At 32.0% G+C, this 21090-nt stretch carries 21 protein-coding genes; 1 reads left to right on the top strand and 20 read right to left on the bottom strand.

The features are described from left to right. The 18 genes from bshA to cmk all read right to left on the bottom strand — a co-directional run bounded on the left by bshA (position 1) and on the right by cmk (position 17023). Positions 1-1131 carry an N-acetyl-alpha-D-glucosaminyl L-malate synthase BshA gene (bshA, locus tag BB045_RS07215; RefSeq protein WP_070861152.1) on the bottom strand — a complete coding sequence of 377 codons (1131 nt, stop codon included), beginning with the start codon at positions 1129-1131 and terminating at the stop codon, positions 1-3. 27 nt (positions 1132-1158) lie between these two features. After that, entirely contained in the window at positions 1159-1476 is a 318-nt protein-coding gene (locus BB045_RS07220) for a nucleotide pyrophosphohydrolase (RefSeq protein WP_011275748.1), read from the bottom strand. 290 nt (positions 1477-1766) lie between these two features. Next, the gene (locus tag BB045_RS07225; RefSeq protein WP_037550453.1) at positions 1767-2465 is read right to left on the bottom strand and encodes a zinc metallopeptidase; all 699 of its coding nucleotides are present in this window, start codon (positions 2463-2465) and stop codon (positions 1767-1769) included. A gap of 44 nt (positions 2466-2509) precedes the next feature. Then, on the bottom strand, positions 2510-3109 hold the full coding sequence (locus tag BB045_RS07230) for a DUF1405 domain-containing protein (protein WP_070581667.1): 600 nt from the start codon (positions 3107-3109) through the stop codon (positions 2510-2512). 22 nt (positions 3110-3131) lie between these two features. Continuing rightward, positions 3132-3668 (bottom strand): YpiB family protein, encoded by a 537-nt coding sequence (locus BB045_RS07235; RefSeq protein WP_075140628.1) that lies wholly within the window; start codon positions 3666-3668, stop codon positions 3132-3134. Positions 3669-3682: 14 nt separating this feature from the next. Continuing rightward, on the bottom strand, positions 3683-4927 hold the full coding sequence (locus BB045_RS07240) for a tetratricopeptide repeat protein (protein WP_075140629.1): 1245 nt from the start codon (positions 4925-4927) through the stop codon (positions 3683-3685). Positions 4928-4933: 6 nt separating this feature from the next. Continuing rightward, positions 4934-6232, bottom strand: coding sequence for a 3-phosphoshikimate 1-carboxyvinyltransferase (gene aroA / locus BB045_RS07245; protein ID WP_070581662.1), 1299 nt, complete (start codon positions 6230-6232; stop codon positions 4934-4936). A 12-nt stretch (positions 6233-6244) separates the two neighbouring features. Further along, positions 6245-7309 (bottom strand): 3-dehydroquinate synthase, encoded by a 1065-nt coding sequence (gene aroB / locus BB045_RS07250; RefSeq protein ID WP_070581661.1) that lies wholly within the window; start codon positions 7307-7309, stop codon positions 6245-6247. Positions 7310-7341: 32 nt separating this feature from the next. After that, complete coding sequence (aroC, locus tag BB045_RS07255) at positions 7342-8508, bottom strand: chorismate synthase (protein ID WP_070485458.1); 1167 nt, start codon at positions 8506-8508, stop codon at positions 7342-7344. Between the two features lie 302 nt (positions 8509-8810). Then, on the bottom strand, positions 8811-9260 hold the full coding sequence (gene ndk / locus BB045_RS07260; protein WP_037537054.1) for a nucleoside-diphosphate kinase: 450 nt from the start codon (positions 9258-9260) through the stop codon (positions 8811-8813). A gap of 147 nt (positions 9261-9407) precedes the next feature. Continuing rightward, positions 9408-10364, bottom strand: coding sequence for a polyprenyl synthetase family protein (locus BB045_RS07265; protein WP_011275739.1), 957 nt, complete (start codon positions 10362-10364; stop codon positions 9408-9410). Between the two features lie 12 nt (positions 10365-10376). Next, entirely contained in the window at positions 10377-11096 is a 720-nt protein-coding gene (locus BB045_RS07270) for a demethylmenaquinone methyltransferase (protein ID WP_070442953.1), read from the bottom strand. Beyond that, positions 11089-11676: a heptaprenyl pyrophosphate synthase subunit A gene (locus tag BB045_RS07275; protein ID WP_070581657.1), complete on the bottom strand. Its 588-nt coding sequence runs from the start codon at positions 11674-11676 to the stop codon at positions 11089-11091. Before BB045_RS07275 ends, BB045_RS07270 begins: the two co-directional genes overlap by 8 nt. 210 nt (positions 11677-11886) lie before the next feature. Continuing rightward, the gene (locus BB045_RS07280; protein WP_011275733.1) at positions 11887-12159 is read right to left on the bottom strand and encodes an HU family DNA-binding protein; all 273 of its coding nucleotides are present in this window, start codon (positions 12157-12159) and stop codon (positions 11887-11889) included. Between the two features lie 168 nt (positions 12160-12327). Further along, complete coding sequence (locus BB045_RS07285) at positions 12328-13326, bottom strand: NAD(P)H-dependent glycerol-3-phosphate dehydrogenase (protein WP_059747522.1); 999 nt, start codon at positions 13324-13326, stop codon at positions 12328-12330. A 15-nt stretch (positions 13327-13341) separates the two neighbouring features. After that, complete coding sequence (der, locus tag BB045_RS07290; RefSeq protein ID WP_070581655.1) at positions 13342-14652, bottom strand: ribosome biogenesis GTPase Der; 1311 nt, start codon at positions 14650-14652, stop codon at positions 13342-13344. Between the two features lie 224 nt (positions 14653-14876). Then, positions 14877-16055, bottom strand: coding sequence for a 30S ribosomal protein S1 (rpsA, locus tag BB045_RS07295; protein WP_070442944.1), 1179 nt, complete (start codon positions 16053-16055; stop codon positions 14877-14879). 311 nt (positions 16056-16366) lie between these two features. Further along, positions 16367-17023: a (d)CMP kinase gene (gene cmk, locus BB045_RS07300; protein ID WP_011275729.1), complete on the bottom strand. Its 657-nt coding sequence runs from the start codon at positions 17021-17023 to the stop codon at positions 16367-16369. 75 nt (positions 17024-17098) lie between these two features. On the opposite strand from cmk, the gene BB045_RS07305 reads away from it, so the two are divergent. Next, positions 17099-18073: an asparaginase gene (locus BB045_RS07305; RefSeq protein ID WP_070581653.1), complete on the top strand. Its 975-nt coding sequence runs from the start codon at positions 17099-17101 to the stop codon at positions 18071-18073. Between the two features lie 177 nt (positions 18074-18250). Here the strand turns inward: BB045_RS07305 and ypdA are convergent, their stop codons facing one another. Next, positions 18251-19237, bottom strand: coding sequence for a bacillithiol disulfide reductase YpdA (gene ypdA, locus BB045_RS07310; RefSeq protein WP_037537045.1), 987 nt, complete (start codon positions 19235-19237; stop codon positions 18251-18253). A gap of 162 nt (positions 19238-19399) precedes the next feature. Next, positions 19400-21049, bottom strand: coding sequence for an elastin-binding protein EbpS (ebpS, locus tag BB045_RS07315; RefSeq protein ID WP_256722974.1), 1650 nt, complete (start codon positions 21047-21049; stop codon positions 19400-19402). Positions 21050-21090 lie beyond the last annotated feature (41 nt).

The following is a 21090-nucleotide window of genomic DNA, read 5'->3' on the forward strand; positions in this document are numbered from 1 at the left end:
CTAATCCTCTTTTTGATTTAACATTTTTCTATAGTAGTGTTCATATTGATCAGTTATTAATTCTGAACCAAATCGTACATCAATATCCTTTAACATAGCAGTTTGCATTTTATTATATAATTCTTTATTTGAAAGCAGTTGTAACGCATATTCACTTGCACTAGTGCTATCTCCTATATCCACAATGAAACCAGTCTTATCATGTTTAATAACCTCTTTAATCCCACCAGCATTAGAACCTATCGGCACTACTCCTGTTTTCATTGCCTCAAGCAAAGTTAATCCAAAGCTTTCTTTTTCACTTAATAGAAGTACTAAATCAGACATTTGGTAAAATTCACTTACTTGGTCTTGCTTGCCTAAGAATAGTACATCACTATCGATGCCTAAGTGACGTGCTAACTTTCTCATGTCTAATAATTCAGGACCGTCTCCTAACAAGATTAATTTACTTGGTATGTTTTTATGAACTTTAGCAAATGTCTCTAATATAGTATCTATGCGTTTCACTTTTCTAAAATTAGATACATGTATAAGTACCTTTTCATCAGGTTTAATACCATATACTTCTTTAAGCGTTTCATCATGACGCGTTGGAAATTCATTTTCACGCACAAAATTATAAATAGGAACAATTTCTTTCTCGGTTTCAATGATTGATTTAGTTTGATGTGCTAAAGAGTGACTCACACTTGTAACAATATCACTTTGCTCAATCCCAAATTTAATGGCGCCTTTGAGTGAATGGTCGTAACCTAGCACTGTGATATCAGTACCGTGTAACGTGGTCATTATTTTAATATCTTTTCCAGACATTTGACGTGCTAAAATTCCACAAACTGCATGAGGTACTGCATAGTGCATGTGTAATACATCTAAATCGTATTCCTTTATAACTTCTGAAATTTTAGTACTCAAAGTAATATCATATGGAGGATATTGAAAGACTGCATATTGATTTACTTCAACTTGATGAAAAGTAATATTAGGTAAAGGCTTACGTATTCTAAAAGGAATATTGGAAGTTATAAAATGTACTTCATGGCCTCTTTCTGCCATTTTTATTCCTAGCTCAGTAGCAATAATACCAGAACCGCCCATAGATGGATAACATGTGATACCTATTTTCATGAAAATCTATCCTCCTCTTGTTTATATTTATTTGCGTTCAAAACGATTTTTATCTCTAGTGTTGAACTTTTCCATTGTTTCATTAAAACTTTCAGTCATATCAATATCTAATGAATTAGCTATACAAAGTAAAACAAATAAATTGTCTCCTAATTCAGCTTTAATTGTATTATCTTCTTCAGTTTCTTTCTTTTTCTTTTCACCATGATAGTGGTTTATCTCTCTAGCAAGTTCTCCAACTTCTTCTGTTAAACGTGCTAAATTTGCCAGTGGAGAAAAATAACCAGCTTTGAATTGTCCAATGTACGCATCCACTTCATTTTGCATTTCTTTCATAGATTTCATTACGATCACTTTCTCCTTTATTATTGACTCTTATTAAGTATATATCATATTAAAAAATCATGCATTTTATGAATATGAAAAGAACAGACTATATTTTAAATCATACTGCTATATTTAAAAAATAAAAAAGGAGCAGAACAGAATTCATCTTGAATTCATTGTTCTACTCTCTTATAAGGATATCTAAAGTTAAAAATTTTGGTATTTGAACATTCAAAGTTTTAAATAACTACTAAAAATTTATAGTAGTTTTTACATCATTGTTTTTTATACCTATAACCCTAATTTCATTAATTATCACTTGCTTTAGCGATTAGAATAATTCTAACTAGTTCTGCAACAGCTGTCGCAGTAGCAGCAACATAAGTCATTGCAGCGGCTGAAAGAACCTTTTTAGCATGTTTATATTCTTTTTCATTTACAATGTTTAATGCAGTTATTTGTTTCATTGCTCTTGAACTTGCGTCAAATTCAACAGGTAAAGTTACGATTGAGAATAAGACTGCAAGTGACATTAACCCAGCACCAATCCATAAAGCTGTTGAGCCAAATGCACTACCCATAGCTGTTAAGATGATACCTAACATGATAATCATGTAACTTAATGAACTACCTAAATTAGCTAGTGGTACTAATGCACTTCTAAATCTTAAAAATGCATACCCTTGTTGATGTTGAATCGCATGTCCAACTTCGTGTGCAGCAATAGCTGTACCAGCTACTGAAGGTCTATCGAAGTTTGCAGGAGATAAACAAACAACTTTCTTTTTAGGATCATAGTGGTCTGTTAAGAAACCTTCACCCTTTACTACGTCAACATCATAAATACCATTTGCATGAAGTATTTCTTCTGCTACCTCGCGACCAGTTTTACCACTTGTTGATCTTACTTGTGCATATTTTTCATAGTTAGATTTTACTTTGTGTTGTGCCCACATAGGAATGAGCATAATAATGACAATATATATTATATAAGACATTATAGACAATAATTCCACTCTCCTTTAATCATATTCTACTGACTATCTAGTATTTAATCAAATAATTTAACCGATAAGATTTTTTTTAAATTATAATATAAACTTAGTGCAAAAACACTTAGCCAGAAAGCAATATAGCCTACCATCTCTTTGTGCTGTTCAATAAAATCATAGTACGGGTACTTATTTAAAACATAATCCATATAGTCATTGTTAAGTACCCAGATCATTGCCACTAATAGCCCACTAATCCTAATTTTTAAACGAGGATAGAAATAAATAGCTTGAATCGCCATAATACCATGACTCATAATCAAAAAAACATTCATTATGGTTAAGTTATGATCTAGATTAATCATGAGAATATTCATTATTATTGCCCAAAGTCCATATTTAACTAAAGTTACGAATGCAAGCGCCTCTACAAATGGGATATGCTTATTAAAAATGAGACAAATAATAACAATACACAAAAAAAGTGAAGCGATTGGGCTATCTGGTATAAATGGCAAGAAATACCAAGGTGTTTTAACTAATTGATTACCATACCAAATAAATCCATATAAGGTACCGAGTATGTTGAAAATAAGTAAAAAGATTAAGCAAGAGTGGCGATATAAGGTTAACTCCCACATCTGTTTTAATGTAAGCATGTGATTAAATTCCTTTGTGACTTTATCGGTTTTCAAGGATTTCTAAAATCTGTGTTAATTGGTAAAATTGTTCTCGATCATTAAGTTGTAAGCTTAAATCTATATTATGTCGTAAGTGTTCTACTAGCGAATGCACTTTTGTAGAATCTAGAGGTAAACTATAAATTGTGTTTAGATAAGCCATGTACTGAGGAGAGTACATTAATTGATGAATAATTAAATCATTGAATCTAAAATCTATCGAGTGTTGGTCTGAAAAATGAATAAGAATATCGAAGTCGTTATGATGAGTTGTTACGTATTCGAATATCTCATTTGTATTAATGAGTAAGTGATTATTTTTAACTAATCTAATTGCTGGTGCATCTGTATTTGTTAAAGCAAGTTCTAACGTTTTATGGTCAAATATTCTTTGATTTACAAAATGTACATGTTCTAGTAACTCGGTATGAGATTTAATATAATTTAAAATCCACACGCTAATTCGTGATTTAAAATGATAATGAAACAAAGCATATTCAATATAACTTTGTTTCATTTGTGTAAGTGTTTGAGTCAAAAGAATCACCTACATTAATAATCAAGACGATTGGCTTCTTCTTGCCATGTCTCATTACTAGGGTCTATTTCTATTAATTGTTGTAATATTGTTTTCGCTTTTTCGTTATACCCGATTTCGATTAAATAATAGTAATAGTCATTTAAGAAAGCGCTTTGAGTTTTCATTGTAGGATAAGCTAGTTCAAAGAAATGTTGTGCTTCTTTATCACGTTCTTCTTGGCCAAATGCATGAGCTAAATGCCACATGAATACAGGGTCCAAATCATCTTCATCCACATATGATAGCAATGCGATGATTGCTTCATAATCTTCTTCATTTCGGAACAAATCACTCAAAATTAATAAAGGTTCATGATAAGCATTGTCCACTTCAAGTGCTTGTTTTAGTAATTCAACACCTTCATTTGCATCACCATGTTCAATTTCTAAACTTCCTGTTGAAACCATCAATTCTTTATAAAATTGATTTAAACGTAACCCCTCTTTGCCGGTCTCAATGGCATCAGGATAATTTTTTTCATTTTCATAAAGTGATTGTAAATAGAAATATCCTTGAATAAAATCGGGATCTTTCGATAGAAGGTTCTTAGTAATTTTAATGGCTTCATGAGTGATATCATTTTTTTCATACGCGATTGCTTTTTTGAAGAAATCTTCAGAAGTCATTTCATCTTCATTAATTTCATCATATAGATTAATCGCATCACTATAGTTTCCACTTTGTAATGCACAATCTGCCATACGAGCAAATAAATTAATACCATTTACTTCGTATTCACCCGTATCTAATACGACTTCATATTCACGTGTAGCGCGCAAATATTGACCATCAAAATATAGCATCTCAGCTAATGCGAAATGGATGATTGGATCATTTGGCTCTAATTCCCTAGCTTCAATTAATTTATCAATGGCAACTTCTGTCATATTAATTTGCTGATATAAATCAGCCTCTAACATTAATTTTTCTGTTGATATTGCAACTTGACTTAAATATTCTAATGCTTCATCAGTTTGATTCTCTGACATTAGACCTTCAATAAAATATATAAGTAATTCACTTTCATCTGGATATTTATGATATAAAGTTCTAAATACCTCTAGACCTTGAGGTGTTAAACCAAAATTATATAAGGTTTCACCAAGAATAAATAATGCATCGTCATTATTAGAAGTTAAAGCATCATTTACACGAGAATCTAAATTATCTAATTTTTGAAGATTGATATCGTCTATTAATTTATAGATATCTTCCATACTGTTTTATCCCTCATTTTCTAAAAGCATTAATTTAGGAAGGAAACCTGGGAACGATACATTTACTGCATCAAACTGACGGATATTCAGTGGTTCATCACTTAATAATGATGCAATAGCTAACATCATCCCTATTCGGTGATCTGTTAAACTATCTACGGTTGCTGACTTTTTAAATTCTGAAGGATGAATAATAAGTCCGTCATCAGTGGGTTGCAATTCAAACCCTAATAAACCGAGCATGTCTGCAGTCGTATCAATTCGATTAGTTTCTTTCACTTTTAATTCTTCTGCATCTTTAATAATACTAGTACCACTTGCTTGTGTACACAATAGTGCAATAATTGGTAACTCGTCAATAGCTTTTGGAACTATATCACCTTCAATAAGAACAGGTTTTAAGTTTGGTGTGTATTTAACACGGATTGATGCAGTAGGTTCTGATGTATCTGTGATATTTAAACATTCAATATTTCCTTCCATTTGTTTAACGATATCTATAATACCTGAACGAGTTGGATTGATGCCAACATTATGAATTGTAATATCACTACCAGGAGTAATAAGTGCTGCCACTATAAAGAATGCTGCTGAAGAGATATCACCAGGCACATAAAAATCTTTAGCTTTTATATGTTCGATAGCATTTGGTTGAGTAGTAATTTCTTTACCAGAAATGCTAATCGGAATATTAAAATGTTCAAACATTGTTTCAGTATGATTTCGACTTACATCTAACTCAGTAATTTTAGAAATGTCATTAGAAAATAGACTTGCAAATAATAATGCACTTTTGACTTGTGCACTGGCTACTTCCATTTTATAGGTAATACCATTAATTGAAGCGGGTTTAATAATTAATGGTGTAAAATTATCGTCAATGCCAGTAATATTTGCCCCCATTAATCTGAGTGGCTTCATTATTCTATCCATAGGTCGTTTACCTATTGAAGCATCACCGGACAAAACGCAATTTAGATTGAGCCCACTTAGTAAACCAGCTAATAATCGGGTTGTAGTACCAGAATTTCCAGTATATAGTGTTTGATGTGGTGTTTTAAATTTATTATAACCAGGTGAATCAACTATAATCTTTTCATCAGCAAGCTGTAAGTTAACACCTAATAATTTAAATATTTCTATTGTGCGTAAACAATCTTCACCCAAAAGAGGCTTATATATAGTCGATTGACCAGTTGCTAAAGACGCCAACATAATCGCTCGATGGGTCATTGACTTGTCTCCGGGCACTTCAATTTCTCCAATTAATGGCCCTTTTATATCTATTATTTGCTCATTTGACATACTGTAATCCACCTACTTTAATACTAGTTGTAAATCGTTAAATGCTTTTATTAATATAGTTTTTTCAACGTGACATACTCGTGGTTTTCCAAGTTCTTCAAGTAATACCATTTGAATACCTTCACCATTATTTTTCTTATCAGTTAGCATATAGTGATACATATCGTCAAAGTTTAATTGCTGAACAATTTGAACTGGATAATGAAGTTTCTTTAAATACTTAGCATAATATGAGATGTCGAATTGTGTATCAAGTAAAGTATTAGCAACTATAAATTGGTAAATGATTCCAATCATAACAGCATGACCATGTGGTATTTTAGTCTTGTACTCAACGGCATGACCGAATGTATGTCCTAAATTTAAATACTTTCGCATATTGTGCTCTTTTTCATCTTTAATGATGACGTTTAGTTTAGCTTTAATTCCTTTGAAAATAAACTGATCTATATCATTCAAAGATTCTAGTTTTTCTTTTGTGGAGAAGTGTTTTTCAATGTCATCTACTGCAACTTGACCTGTTAATAGTGCATGCTTATAAACTTCAGCATACCCACTTAGTATTTCGTCATAAGGCAATGTTGCTAAGAAATTTAAATCGTATATCACAGCTTTTGGTCTATAAAATGCGCCAATTAAATTTTTACCGTGAATGGAATTAATCCCTACTTTACCTCCCACGCTAGAGTCATGGGCAAGTATTGTTGTAGGTACTTGTATGAAATCAACACCTCTTAATAAAGATGAAGCAAGAAATCCAGTGAAATCTCCAGTAGCACCGCCTCCTATCGCAACTAAACAAGTATTACGTGTTAAATTGTATTCAAGAAGGTGTTCTAGCGTTTGTTGATAATGTTCAAACGTCTTCATCTTCTCACCAGCTGGAACTATTATCTTATATATATGTGTTGATTCAAGTAACGGTGTAAACTTAGTTTTAAAGTTAAAATCGACGTACTCATCAATGATAAGAAACACTTTATCATAGTCTTGTATATATTCAGATAACTCCTCGAAAGCATTATGTTCAACTATAATTGGATAATTATTATTTGGATAAGTTGTTTGTAATTGCATATGAAATACCTCGTTCCTTACCTAATAATTTATTAGAATTCAATATTAAGGCGTCTTCGTTCATCAATTTGGGTTTTTAGCTGATCGATATGATTGGATTGAAACTCTTCTGTAATGGCTTTAGCAACCTCAAAAGCAACAACATGTTCACAAACAACACTTGCTGCAGGTACTGCACAACTGTCAGAACGTTCAATCGTGGCTTTGAAGTCTTCTTTAGTATTAATATCAACGGAATTAAGTGGTTTATATAAAGTAGGAATTGGCTTCATAACACCATTAACAATAATTGGCATACCATTTGTCATTCCACCTTCAAAGCCACCTAAATGATTGGAGCCTCTATAGAATCCAATTTCATTATCATATAAAATTTCGTCTTGAATTTCGCTACCTGGTTTTTCAGCAGCTTTGAATCCTTCACCGAAGCTTACTCCTTTAAATGCGTTAATACTTACAACACCTTGTGCTATACGACCATCTAATTTACGATCATATTGCACATAACTACCGACTGCAACAGGCATATTTTCAACCATAACTTGAACAACACCACCAATTGAATCGCCATCTTTTTTAGCAGCATCAATTTTATCTCTCATTTTTTGAGCGATAGTTTCATCAATTACACGTACGTCATTCTTATCAATATTTTGTTTGAATGTTTCAGTATCATATAAACCTTCATCTTTAATACCACCAATTTCAACAACACGACTATACATGTGAATGTCTAATTGTTCTAGAAGAATTTTAGAAACTGCACCTACTGCAACACGTGCTGCTGTCTCTCGAGCCGATGAACGTTCTAAAACATTTCTTAAATCTCTATGATTATATTTCATACCACCGATTAAATCTGCGTGTCCAGGACGGGGTTTTGTAATCGTACGTTTCATATTATCTCTTTCTTCATCAGAAATAGGCTCAATACCCATAATATTTCTCCAATGTGTGAAATCATCATTTGTGACAACAATCGTAATTGGACTACCAAGTGTATATCCATTTCTGACTCCTGATACAATCTCTACTGCATCTTTTTCAATTTGCATACGACGTCCTCTACCGTAGCCACCTTGACGTTTAAACATTTCTTTATTTATATCTTCCGCTTTAATTTCTAAATTAGCAGGCACACCTTCAATAATTACTGTTAATTGAGGACCATGTGATTCTCCAGATGTTAAATATCTCATGAGAATACGCTCCTTTCCCTTTACTACGTTAAATTGTGATATGTGTTATCATATCACATTCAACCTTATAACATAACTAGTGTGCTACAGTATTTTTTAATTTATTAGAATATTTTAATAATTATCAAATGATAGATTAGTGATTTAATATTCAAATTAACAAAGAAGGTAGGACAGAATTCATTTTGAATTCATTGTCCTACCTTTAAAATGTTGAATATATGCTTAATTTAAGAAATTACCTATTTCAATCAACTAAAGTCAATTTGAATTGTAAACGCTTAATAAAATATTTCAATTTACTATTCATATAACCAAGTATCTCTAGGTGCTTCGTAGCTACTTAATTCCTCTTCTTTGAACCATAAATTAATCTCTCTTTGTGCTGATTCAACTGAATCAGAACCATGAATTACGTTTCTTCCTACTGTTAAACCTAAATCTCCTCTTATAGAACCTGGCGTAGCTTCAGAAGGATTTGTTTTACCTATAATATGTCTTGATACATCTACAGCGTCTTCACCTTCGACAACCATTGCAAAAACAGGTGCTGAAGTAATAAATGAAATTAATTTACCATAGAATGGCTTGTCAGTATGTTCGGAATAGTGTTCTTCAGCTAGAGATTGAGGAACTGTCATTAATTTAGCACCGACAAGTTTTAACCCTTTTCTTTCAATACGTGAAATAATTTCTCCCACTAAATTACGTTGTACTGCATCTGGTTTAATCATTAAGAAAGTTCTTTCCATCGTAATTGATCCCCCTGTGAATTAAGTCTGATTAATTTAAGACTTAAAATATAAATGTTTATTTATGTATAGTAATATTGTGTAACAAACAACCTGCTACTATTCAATAGTAACAGGTTGTTAAAGCGCTTTCAATATTTTTTCGTTCTAAACACTACGTGATCCCATTTTCTTTATTAATTTAATAAAAAGACTTTGAGCATTGGGTTCATCAAGTTCATCAATTAACTTAAGCGCCTTAGCTAAATATTTGTCACTAATTGCTTTTGATTCTTTAATACTATAAGAATTTCTAATCTGTTCAATTAGAGGTTTAAACTCTTGAGATTCAGATTGATGATTTAGAGCAGCAATTTTTTTCTTAAATGACGTATCTTTTTTCATTTCAAGTAAAACTGGTAACGTTATATGTCCATTCATTAAATCGCTACCAACTGGTTTGCCAAGTTTCTTTTCAGTGCTAGTGAAATCCAAAATATCATCTACTATTTGGAAACTCATACCAATATAATGACCTATCATTTTAAGTTTTCGAATGGTTTCATCATTAGCTTCTGAAGTAATTGCTCCTACTTCAGTTGCTAGCTGAATTAATAAAGCTGTTTTTCTATTGATACGTCTCAGATAGTTAGTAATACTTTGTTCGCTATTAAATTGATCTTGAAATTGGAATAACTCACCAAGTCCTACATTTACAATTGAATTTGAAATTATGTGATGAATTCGATTGTCACGAATTTCAGATAAATGTTCGAGTCCTAATGCTAGTAGAAAGTTTCCAGTTAGTATTGCAGTAGTAACATCCCATTTTTTTACTATGGTTAATCGTCCACGTCGTTTGTCACTCTTATCTATAACATCATCATGAACGAGCGTTGCCATATGAATTAACTCTAATGCAACTGCGACGCGATACGTGTCTTCTGTTTTCTTTTGTGGACCGAATTGACTACTTAATATAACAAATGCCGGTCTAACTCTTTTACCTCCTGAAGAAAGCAAATGTGATGAGGCTTCACGTAATATCGGATCATTGCTTTCAATAGCTTTTTGAAGGCGTTTTTCTACATTTTTTATCTCGCTATTCATGTTTAACTTTGCCACGTTAATCACCTTTTATTTAGTCGAACTTTTTTGTTTATAGCCTAGATGCATTGCAGCAACGCCACCTGTAAAGCTACGAATTTTAATTTTATTAAAGCCAGCATGTTCAAACAATTGTTTTAACTTATCCTTATCTGGAAAATCGAACGTAGATTGTTGTAACCATTCATATTCTTCTTTTGATTTGGCAAATAATTTACCAAATACTGGCATTACAAATTTAAAGTACAATTTATAAACTTGTTTAAACACAGGCATTGTTGGTTGACTTGTTTCAAGACAAACAATCATTCCGCCTGGCTTTAAGACTCTGTTCATTTCTTTTAATGCAACTAAATAATCAGGTACGTTACGTAGACCGAAACCAATAGTTACATAATCAAATGAATTATCTTCAAACGGTAAATTCATTGCATCGCCATGTACTAAATGAATATTGTTCATATGTTTGGTTTTTTCTTTACCAACTTCTAACATGTTTTCACTAAAGTCTAAACCCGTCACCTCACCATGAGCACCAACTGCTTTACTTAAGGCTATTGTCCAATCAGCAGTACCACAACAAACATCAAGTGCTTTACTACCAACTTTAACTTGCATATCTTTCATTACATGTTTACGCCATACTTTGTGTTGTTCGAAACTAATTATGTTATTTAAACGATCATATTTACTTGAAATATTTTGAAAGACTGTATGAACTTGTTCTTTTTTTGCATTATTTTCAGTCATTAATATTACCTCTACTTTTCTCTATATAACTTTGATTGATATCTTTTAAAAACTGATGTACATCAGCGGCTTGATACATTTTAAGGTAAGATGGATAGTAATCATCAACCTCAGGAATTAATTTTTGATACAAATTTAAAGGGGCTACTTGTTCTTTACTGAAATGAGACAAAGTTATATATGGGAAGATTGTTTCTATTTCAATAATTGCATCATAGATATCTTCAGTTTCTATTACTTGATGATGTAAAGATGATTTTAATTCATTAGATTTAACAATTGCTTTACTCATTGCTAATTGAAAAGTTGGATCATTTATTTCAGCTAACAACGTATAAAAATGAGCACTTAGCAAATCACCAATCAAAATAGATTTCTTTGACTTTTGATTTTGAGTAATTTCATCAAGGTGTTTCATTGAAGTATCGATAGTGAGGCAAGCAAGTTTAGCATTCTTAGGAATATCATAACAATCTAATAATTCACCCAATCTAGAGTTTATGTTAATAGCTTCATAGTCATGAATTCCCTTAAGCTTTTGATTAATTTGTCTATTTAATTTGCTTATAGTTCTTTCCATGTTCACACCTCACGTTATTATCACTATACATCTTAACATTATATGAATAAAAATAAAATATAGCGACTTAACGTTACAATTACTTTATTTATTGAATTGAAAAGCTATTACGGAATAACAACATACATAATATAGTAATAAATTATATGCATTAATTCTCTAAAATGATTTATGTATAAAAAAAAGCCCTTTATAGGGCTTTTAAGTAAATTATTTAACAGCATCTTTTAATGCTTTACCAGCTTTAAATGCTGGAACTTTACTTGCAGGAATTTCAATTTCTTTACCTGTTTGAGGGTTACGTCCTTTACGTGCAGCACGTTCACGAACCTCAAAGTTTCCGAAACCAATTAATTGAACTTTTTCACCTTTAGAAAGTGATTGTTGGATTGATTCGAAAACAGCATCTACAGCTGAACCAGCTTCTTTTTTAGTTAAATCAGCTTGTTCTGCAACTGCATTAATTAAATCAGTTTTATTCATTACGAGTTCACCTCCAGATGAATGATAATGATATCTTTATATCATTATGCTATGACTTTAACACAACAATTAATGTTACCGCAATAATTTATGCACTTAAAACACTGAAATATCAGTATTTTATGTACAAGTCTGCGAAAAATTTTTGATAATGAGTAATATTACACTTTATTCAGATTTTTTATCTCTTCCCATTAAATCTTTAACACTGTCTTTAACCGGATTATCTTCGAATAAAACCTTGTAAAGTGCATTAGTTATAGGCATATCAACATTTTGTTGTTTAGCTAAATGGTATACAGAATTAGTAGTATAAATCCCTTCTACTACCATATTCATTTCATTTAAAGCTTCATCCATCGTTTGGCCTTGCCCTAATTTAAATCCTAAAGTGTAATTACGTGAATGCGTTGATGTACAAGTAACAATTAAATCTCCAATACCACCAAGACCTAAAAATGTCATTGGATCAGCACCTAATTTTTCACCTAATCTGCTTATTTCGGCTAAACCTCGTGTCATTAAAGCAGCTTTAGCATTATCACCATAGCCCATGCCGGCTACAATACCACTTGCAACTGCAATGATATTTTTTAATGCTCCTCCTAGTTCAACACCGACTAAATCATTATTAGTGTATACACGTAGATAATCATTCATAAATAAATCTTGAATCAATTTGCTAACTTTTTCATCTTTTGATGATGCGGCGACTGTAGTTGGTTGTTTAATCACTACTTCTTCTGCGTGACTAGGACCTGATAAAACACCGATTCCACCATTGTGTTCTTCTGAAATTGAATCTTCAATCATTTCTGAAACACGTTTGAATGTATCATTTTCTATCCCTTTTGCAACATGTATAAAAGTTTTCTTAGTATCAATTAAATTATCAATTTCACTAGTAACTTCGCGCATTGCTTTAGTTGGTAGAGCCATTAAATATATATCAGTAAAATTCACGGCTTCTTTAATATCACTAGTTGCTTTAATACTACTATTTAAAACAACATCTTTTAGATAGCGTTTATTTTGATGGTGATCATTTAATTCTTTCACACTATCTTCATTTTTTCCCCACATTAAAACAGTATGTCCATTTTCAGCTAATACATTAGCTAATGCAGTACCAAAACTTCCCATACCAAAAACAGTAATTTTAGTCATAGTTTTATCTCCTTCTTAGTTTCTTCTTCTTGGAATGATGTGAATAGGTGTTCCTTCAAAACCAAATGCATGACGGATTTGATTTTCAAGGTAACGTTTGTAAGAAAAATGCATTAGTTCGACATCATTAACGAATACAACAAATGTTGGAGGCTCGATAGCTACTTGTGTAGTATAGAATACATTTAAACGACGGCCTTTATCTGTTGGCGTAGGATTCATAGATATAGCGTCAGTGACAACTTCATTTAAAGTAGAACTTTGAACACGTTTTTTATGGTTTTCGCTTGCTTCATTAATATATGGGAATAACGTGCGTAAACGAGTGCCTTCCTTAGCAGAAACAAAAGCAATTTGAGCATAATCTAAAAATTGGAACTGATTTCTGACATCATCAGCAAATTTCTTCATTGTGTTACTATCTTTGTCAACTGTGTCCCATTTATTCACTACAATGACAACTGCTTTACCTTCTTCGTGAGCATATCCTGCAACACGTTTATCTTGCTCGATTATACCTTCCTCAGCATCGATTACAATCAAGACTACATTAGATCGTTCAATTGCTTTAAGTGCACGTAGTACTGAATATTTTTCAGTTGATTCATACACTTTCCCTTTTTTACGCATACCTGCTGTATCTATTAAAACATAATCTTGTCCATCAAAACTGTATTCAGTATCAACAGCGTCTCTAGTAGTTCCTGCAACATTTGATACAATAACGCGTTCTTCACCAAGAATTGCATTTACTAAACTAGATTTTCCTACATTAGGACGACCAATTATTGAGAGTTTTATAGTATCTTCATCATATGGATCTTCAGTTTCTTCATTAAAGTGCTTAACTACCTCATCTAATAAATCTCCTAAACCTAAGCCGTGTGATCCTGATATTGGATATGGATCTCCAAAACCTAATGAGTAAAAGTCAAAAATGTCATTTCTCATTTCAGGGTTATCTACTTTATTAACGGCCAATACAACAGGCTTTTTAGATTTATATAGCATCTGTGCAACCATTTCATCACTTTGGGTTAAACCTTCTCGTACATTCACCATAAAGATAATGACATCTGCTTCATCAATTGCGATTTCAGCTTGTGCTCTTATTTGGGTTTGAAAAGGAGCATCTCCTATTTCTATTCCACCAGTATCAATAATATTAAATTCATGTGTTAACCATTCTCCTGATGAATATATTCTATCACGTGTAACACCAGGTGTGTCTTCGACAATTGAAACACGTTCACCTACTACTCTATTAAATATTGTAGATTTCCCCACGTTAGGCCTACCTACAATAGCTACAATAGGTTTCGTCATAAGCTAACTTCCTCTCTTTCTAACATCTCTATAATTTTATCATATGACCTACTTATTTCAAACTAAGTATGTAAGTTAAGCAAAAATATGGTTTTTAAAACAATAAATCTCGCTACATTTCATAATTTAATTACCATTATGATCCATTAAATTGTGAGAAAATGAAAATTCCCAATTAAAGTCTTAAACTTTAATTGGGAATGAGTTTGTATAATAACTTGAGATTAAAATTTTAAGTCTTTAAATTTATCGCCAAAGACATCACCTAATGTTGGATTGTCTTCATTTGAATCATTACTTAAATAAGATTGAGTTGTAGCATCATCGCTCTCAACAACGTCCTCTTTAGGTAATGTAGCTTTAATTGAAAGTGAGATACGTTCATTTTCTTCATCTATACCTAAAATTTTAGCATTAACTTGTTGTCCTGGCTCAAGTTTTTCACCTGGTGTGCCAATATGTTCATGAGCAATTTCTGAAATATGCACTAAACCTTGAACACCTGGAGCAATTTCAACGAAAGCACCGAAGTTAGCTAAACGCGCAACTTTACCTTCAATAACATCATCTTCATGAAATTGTCCTTTAATGCTTTCAAATGGTGTAGGTAAAGTATCTTTGATAGAAAGTGAAATACGTTCAGCATCTTTTTCTACAGACTTAACTTTTACATCTACCTCTTGACCTACAGAAACTACATCTTCTGGAGAATCAACATGTTCATGAGATAATTCAGAAACGTGGACTAAACCATCTACGCCACCGATATCAACAAAAGCACCAAAGTTAGTTAGACGAGCGACTTTACCTTTAATAACATCACCAGCATTAAGTGATTCTAATAAAGAAGCTTTTTTTACATCATTTTCAGCTTGCTCTACTGCTTTACGGCTTAAAATGACTCTATTATTTTCAGGATCTAATTCTTCTACTTTAATGCGAATAGTTTGTCCATCGAATACAGAGAAATCTTCAATGAAATCAGTTGAAATTAGTGAAGCTGGTACAAAACCGCGTTGACCTACATCTACAACCAGGCCACCTTTAACTACTTCTGTAACTTTAGCCTCAATTATTTCGTCATTATCAAGTTTTTCTTGTAAATACTCATATGATTTTTCAGTTTCAAGTTGACGTTTTGAAAGAATATACGCACCTGAGTCATTTTCTTCATCAACTTCGATTTTAGTAACATATGCTTCAATTTCATCACCTTGTTTAACTACCTCACTTGGGTTCTCAATATGATGAGTTGAAAGCTGGCTAATTGGAATGATTCCATTGAATTTGCCACCATTAATATGAACTACGACTTGTTTGTCTTCAACTTGTTGAACCTCACCAGTGACTTTGTCACCTTCTTTAATATCATTAATCATTGATTCATTGAATTCTTCAGTCATCTTGTTTGCCTCCTTATACACTACATACATATAACATCTTATAAACCAGTAGAATTGTCAAGAAATTCCCCTTTAGTTTCATAAGTTCTTAAAAAAATTATCAATTATTAAAATTATAAAATGAAAATTTAACTGATTTATAACTTTTGAAAATTTAAAATTTTTATACGAACTAAATGTATGTTATACGATTAAAAAAGTGCTTAATAGTTACCACTTTTAATTATATAGAATAAAAATAGCTATTTAAAATAATTCGCACTTTAAACTTAGTTAAGTACGAATCACTCTAAATAGCTGTCATTATTTATTTAAATATTGTTAACCAAAGTCATTATTTCTTCAGTTACTTCTTCAATCGTTTTACCAGTTGTATCCACTGTGACGGCGTCATCAGCTTTTTTTAAAGGTGAAATGTCCCGATTCATATCGTAATGATCTCTTTCTTCTATTTCTTTTTTTAATTGCGATAGTGTTGATGGGATACCTCTTTGTTCGTTTTCTTTTTGACGTCTTTCAGCTCTTTCTTCAACTGAAGCGATCATGAACACTTTTAATTCTGCATCTGGTAATACTACTGTGCCAATATCTCGGCCATCCATAACAATTCCTTTTTTAGCTGCTAGATCTTTCTGCTTTTCAACTGCAAATGTTCTAACAGGTTCTTTAGAAGCAACATAAGATACATTTTGAGTTACATCATTTTCTCTTAAAAAATCAGTGACGTCTTGATTATCTAATAAAATTCGTTGTCCTTTACTTTTGTCATAGGTTAATTCCAACGTCGTTTGATTAACGAGTGTTTTAAAATCCTCTGGTTTATCATTTTGAAGATATTTATAAGTAATCGCACGGTACATTGCACCTGTATCAACGTAAATCATAGACAATTTACTAGCTACTTGTCGTGCAATGGTACTTTTACCTGCAGCTGCAGGACCATCCAAGGCAATATTTATTAAGTCCATATTATTTATCCTTCCTTGTTGTTTTATTTGTATTATTTTATCATAAATATGTAAATTAAAAATAGGAGGAACGAAATGAAAAGATTATTAGTTATACATACTGGTGGCACAATTAGCATGTCCCAAAACCAATTTAGTCAGGTAGTAACAAATGATGTGAATCCAATATCTCTTCATAGAGACATTATTGGCCAATACGCTGATGTTGATGAAATTCATCCATTTAACATTCCGTCTCCTCATATAACAATTCAAAATGTCGAGAAGTTGAGAAATATAATTATTGAAGCTAATGAGACAGATAAATATGATGGTTTTGTAGTTACACATGGTACTGATACTCTTGAAGAGACTGCATACCTTTTAGATTTATTATTAGACATTAGATGTCCTGTTGTTATAACTGGTGCAATGAGATCTTCTAATGAGATTGGTTCCGATGGATTATATAATTTCATTTCATCAATTCGTGTAGCCTCTTCTAGTGATGCAAATGACAAAGGCGTTATGGTCGTATTCAATGATGAAATACATACTGCTAGAAATGTAACGAAGACGCATACTTCTAACATCAATACCTTCCAAAGTCCAAATCAAGGACCATTAGGAATATTAACTAAAGATAATGTTCAATTCTATAATCAACCTTATAAACAACAGTCATTTGAAATAATAAATTATCAGTTGAAAGTACCATTGATAAAAGCTTATATGGGTATGGAAAGTGACATATTTAATTTTTATGCGCAACAAAACGTAGATGGTATCGTCATTGAAGCTTTAGGGCAAGGAAATTTACCTCCAAGTTGCTTGAAAGGTGTCCAATCTTGTTTAAATAATAATATACCTATTGTGTTAGTTTCTAGATCTTTTAATGGGATTGTAAGTCCAGTTTATGCCTATGAAGGTGGTGGCTTTCAATTAGCGAATAATGGTTTAATATTTTCAAATGGATTAAATGGTCCTAAAGCAAGACTTAAGTTACTAATTGGCCTAAGTAATCAACTCAATATTGTAGAATTAAAAAATTATTTTGAAAAGCAAAATTAATTACAAGATTTTAGAAAAATAATGTGATTTAATTTGATTTGCTTGAGAAGTTACTACTTAATAATCTTTTGGTATCATATTAATTTATCTTCATAAGGATGATAAGAGCTGAGAAGACACTAATGTTGCGTCGTTCTCAGCTCTTATTAACTATACTGCTGTTTTATACTTCTGTCCTTAACTTTCAAGTGGTGTTTGCTTTTTACTTAAAATACTCTGAGTAATAATCCCGCCATGATATTTACCATTTTCAATAAAGATTGCATTATTATCATTACCTGCAGCAATTACGCCAGCAATATAGCAATTCTCAACATTTGTCTCAAAAGTTTCTTTATTATGAACTGGAGCAGTTCCATATTCATTTGTATTAATTTCAATTCCAATAGATTCTAAGAAATCGTAATCAGGGTGATACCCTATCATTGCAAATACATGATCATTAGGTATCTCTGTAACTTTACCGTTCTTTTCATAAATCACGCTATTCTCTGTTATTTCAGTAACGTTCGCATTGAACTCCATAGTGATTTTTTCATGATTAACTAATGATTCAAAATTTGGCAATATCCATGGTTTAATGGCAGCTGAATATCGATCACCTCTGTATAGTACAGTTACATTTGCACCTGCTTTTTCTAATTCTAATGCAGCGTCAACAGCAGAATTTTTACCACCTATGACAGTAACATCTAAATTAAAAAACGGGTGTGCTTCTTTAAAATAATGTTGTACTTTAGGAAGTTCTGCCCCTTTAACCTCTAACTTATTATGTTGACCATAATAACCGGTTGCAACAGTTAAAAATTTACACTCATAAACATCTTTAGTAGTTGTTATAGTGAACTTATTGTCAATTTTTTTAACAGTGAGTACTTCTTCAAATGCATGAACATTTAACTGATGATGTTTAACAACTTCTCTATAATATACTAGTGCTTGATTGCGTCGAGGTTTACTTTCTTCGACTATAAAAGGAATATCACCGATACTTAATTTATCACTAGATGAGAAAAATGTTTGGTGTGTTGGATATTTATATATAGCATCTACAACATTCCCTTTTTCGATGACTAATGTATCAATACCCTTTCTTTTTTGTTCAATAGCAGCACTTAAACCGCATGGGCCTCCGCCGATAATAATACTTTCTATGCTTTGCATGTCATTGGCCTCCTTTAATCACCCATATATTATAGCAGTTGTTTCGCTATTTCTAAATAGAATAGCACTCACAATATTTATATAAAATTAAAATTATATGTGCATTGAAACAAAAAAAGACTGAAACAATTTTGTTTCAGTCTCTTTAGAATGATGATTAAGTTATTGTGGGATTATTAATTTTTGACCGTTAGAAATATTATTACTTGATAAGCCATTAGCTTGTTTAAGTTTATTTACATTTTCAACAGTACCTTCTCCGTAGTATTGAATAGCGATACGGTATAAGTTTTCATTACCTGATACTACGTGAGTTTGTTGTCCTGAATTAGAACTATTTGATTGATTATTATTGCTGTTACTTTGACTGCTACTGTTTGAAGTAGCTTGAGAGTTACCATTGTTATTGTCACTATTTGAGTTACTACCATTATTATCTGATGATGAAACGTTATCAGATGAATTTGGTGAAGTACTATTATCTGAAGTGCTACTATTATCATCACTTGAATTACTAGATGATTCATTGTCTGTTGTAGCTTTGTCATTTGAGTCGTCATCATTAGTTGCTTTGTCTTTATCTTTGTCACTGCTTGCTTTGTCTTTGTCGCTATCATTACTAGCTTTGTCTTTACTATCTTTGTTGTTATCTTTGTTAGCAGTTTGTTCTGTTTTGTTATCTGCTTGGTTGCTATCTTTTTTATCGTTGTTTAAATACATTCCAATAAAGATAGCAAGTGCAGCTAGAATAAGTAATAAAGCGATAAGTGGAAGTAAAATACCTGCTAGACCACGTTTCTTTTTACCATTGTGAGCTTGGAATCCATCATTACCATCGTCATGTTTATGATTTCTATGATCGTCTTGATGATCACTGTTATGGCTATGATTATCTTTATGGTTATGATTATCTTTATGGTTATGATTATTATTTTTATGGTCTTTTTTATGTTTTGCAGCTGCTACTCCAGCTGCGCCAGCCGCACCAGCTGCACCGGCACCAACTGCTGCTTTTTTACCTTTATTACCTTTTTTGGGTTCTTCTTTAGAATGGTTATCTTTGGCGTCAAGATGCTCGTCATGAAGGTCTTTATCATGTTTTCTGTTTTGATCATATTGATTATCGTTATTTAAACCACGATCATCTTTATGTTCGTTATATTTTGAGTCATGATGTGCATCTTTTTTACGTTTGTCTTTTGCAGCTTTAGCACCAGCAGCTCCAGCGACTGCGGAACCTCCAGCTATTTCAGCGTCTTTGCCATGTCGAGACTTTTTGTTTTGTTGATCTTTGTGATTTCGATTATCTTGACGCTCATCGATACTTTCTTCATGATTACGACGATGACGATCCTCATCATTCAAACTATCATTATCATAGTCTTTATCATATTTTCTATTTGATGCTTCATGACGATTATTTCTACGTGAAGCATCATCATTAAAGTCTCTATCAAAAGAACGTTTGTCATCCTTATGTATTGGCTCGTTATCTAGATGCTCTTCTTGCTGATTGTGTTGTAACTCATTGAAAGAGTCTTCATCGTGTCGATCATCAAGTGAACCATTAGCATTTGAATCAGAACTTTGATTATCAAATTTTCTGTTTTTATTAGTAGCTTGGTTACGTCTTCTTTGACGTCTTTGTGCGTTTCTAGGTGGGAATTGTTGGTCTGATTGATTATCAAAATCATTGGACTCATTTGAATTTTCATCAAACTCGTTTGTATTATCTTCGAATTGATCATCAGAATTAATAGACTGACGATTTTTTTCGAAATCATCTCTAAAATTATTTTTAGACACGGTCATCATCCTCTCTTAAATAATTATTTAAATATCACATACCATAT

The sequence above is a fragment of the Staphylococcus sp. MB377 genome, from assembly GCF_001922505.1.
GTDB lineage: Bacteria > Bacillota > Bacilli > Staphylococcales > Staphylococcaceae > Staphylococcus > Staphylococcus haemolyticus.

What these genes read in the sequence shown, in the direction of transcription:
- bshA (WP_070861152.1), bottom strand. Translation starts at nt 1,131, where the DNA reads ATGAAAATAGGTATCACATGTTATCCATCTATGGGCGGTTCTGGTATT.
- BB045_RS07220 (WP_011275748.1), bottom strand. Translation starts at nt 1,476, where the DNA reads ATGAAATCTATGAAAGAAATGCAAAATGAAGTGGATGCGTACATTGGA.
- BB045_RS07230 (WP_070581667.1), bottom strand. Translation starts at nt 3,109, where the DNA reads ATGCTTACATTAAAACAGATGTGGGAGTTAACCTTATATCGCCACTCT.
- BB045_RS07240 (WP_075140629.1), bottom strand. Translation starts at nt 4,927, where the DNA reads ATGGAAGATATCTATAAATTAATAGACGATATCAATCTTCAAAAATTA.
- aroA (WP_070581662.1), bottom strand. Translation starts at nt 6,232, where the DNA reads ATGTCAAATGAGCAAATAATAGATATAAAAGGGCCATTAATTGGAGAA.
- aroB (WP_070581661.1), bottom strand. Translation starts at nt 7,309, where the DNA reads ATGCAATTACAAACAACTTATCCAAATAATAATTATCCAATTATAGTT.
- aroC (WP_070485458.1), bottom strand. Translation starts at nt 8,508, where the DNA reads ATGAGATATTTAACATCTGGAGAATCACATGGTCCTCAATTAACAGTA.
- ndk (WP_037537054.1), bottom strand. Translation starts at nt 9,260, where the DNA reads ATGGAAAGAACTTTCTTAATGATTAAACCAGATGCAGTACAACGTAAT.
- BB045_RS07270 (WP_070442953.1), bottom strand. Translation starts at nt 11,096, where the DNA reads ATGACTGAAAATAATGCAAAAAAAGAACAAGTTCATACAGTCTTTCAA.
- BB045_RS07275 (WP_070581657.1), bottom strand. Translation starts at nt 11,676, where the DNA reads ATGGAAAGAACTATAAGCAAATTAAATAGACAAATTAATCAAAAGCTT.
- BB045_RS07280 (WP_011275733.1), bottom strand. Translation starts at nt 12,159, where the DNA reads ATGAATAAAACTGATTTAATTAATGCAGTTGCAGAACAAGCTGATTTA.
- BB045_RS07285 (WP_059747522.1), bottom strand. Translation starts at nt 13,326, where the DNA reads ATGACTAAAATTACTGTTTTTGGTATGGGAAGTTTTGGTACTGCATTA.
- der (WP_070581655.1), bottom strand. Translation starts at nt 14,652, where the DNA reads ATGACGAAACCTATTGTAGCTATTGTAGGTAGGCCTAACGTGGGGAAA.
- rpsA (WP_070442944.1), bottom strand. Translation starts at nt 16,055, where the DNA reads ATGACTGAAGAATTCAATGAATCAATGATTAATGATATTAAAGAAGGT.
- cmk (WP_011275729.1), bottom strand. Translation starts at nt 17,023, where the DNA reads ATGGACTTAATAAATATTGCCTTGGATGGTCCTGCAGCTGCAGGTAAA.
- BB045_RS07305 (WP_070581653.1), top strand. Translation starts at nt 17,099, where the DNA reads ATGAAAAGATTATTAGTTATACATACTGGTGGCACAATTAGCATGTCC.
- ypdA (WP_037537045.1), bottom strand. Translation starts at nt 19,237, where the DNA reads ATGCAAAGCATAGAAAGTATTATTATCGGCGGAGGCCCATGCGGTTTA.
- ebpS (WP_256722974.1), bottom strand. Translation starts at nt 21,049, where the DNA reads ATGACCGTGTCTAAAAATAATTTTAGAGATGATTTCGAAAAAAATCGT.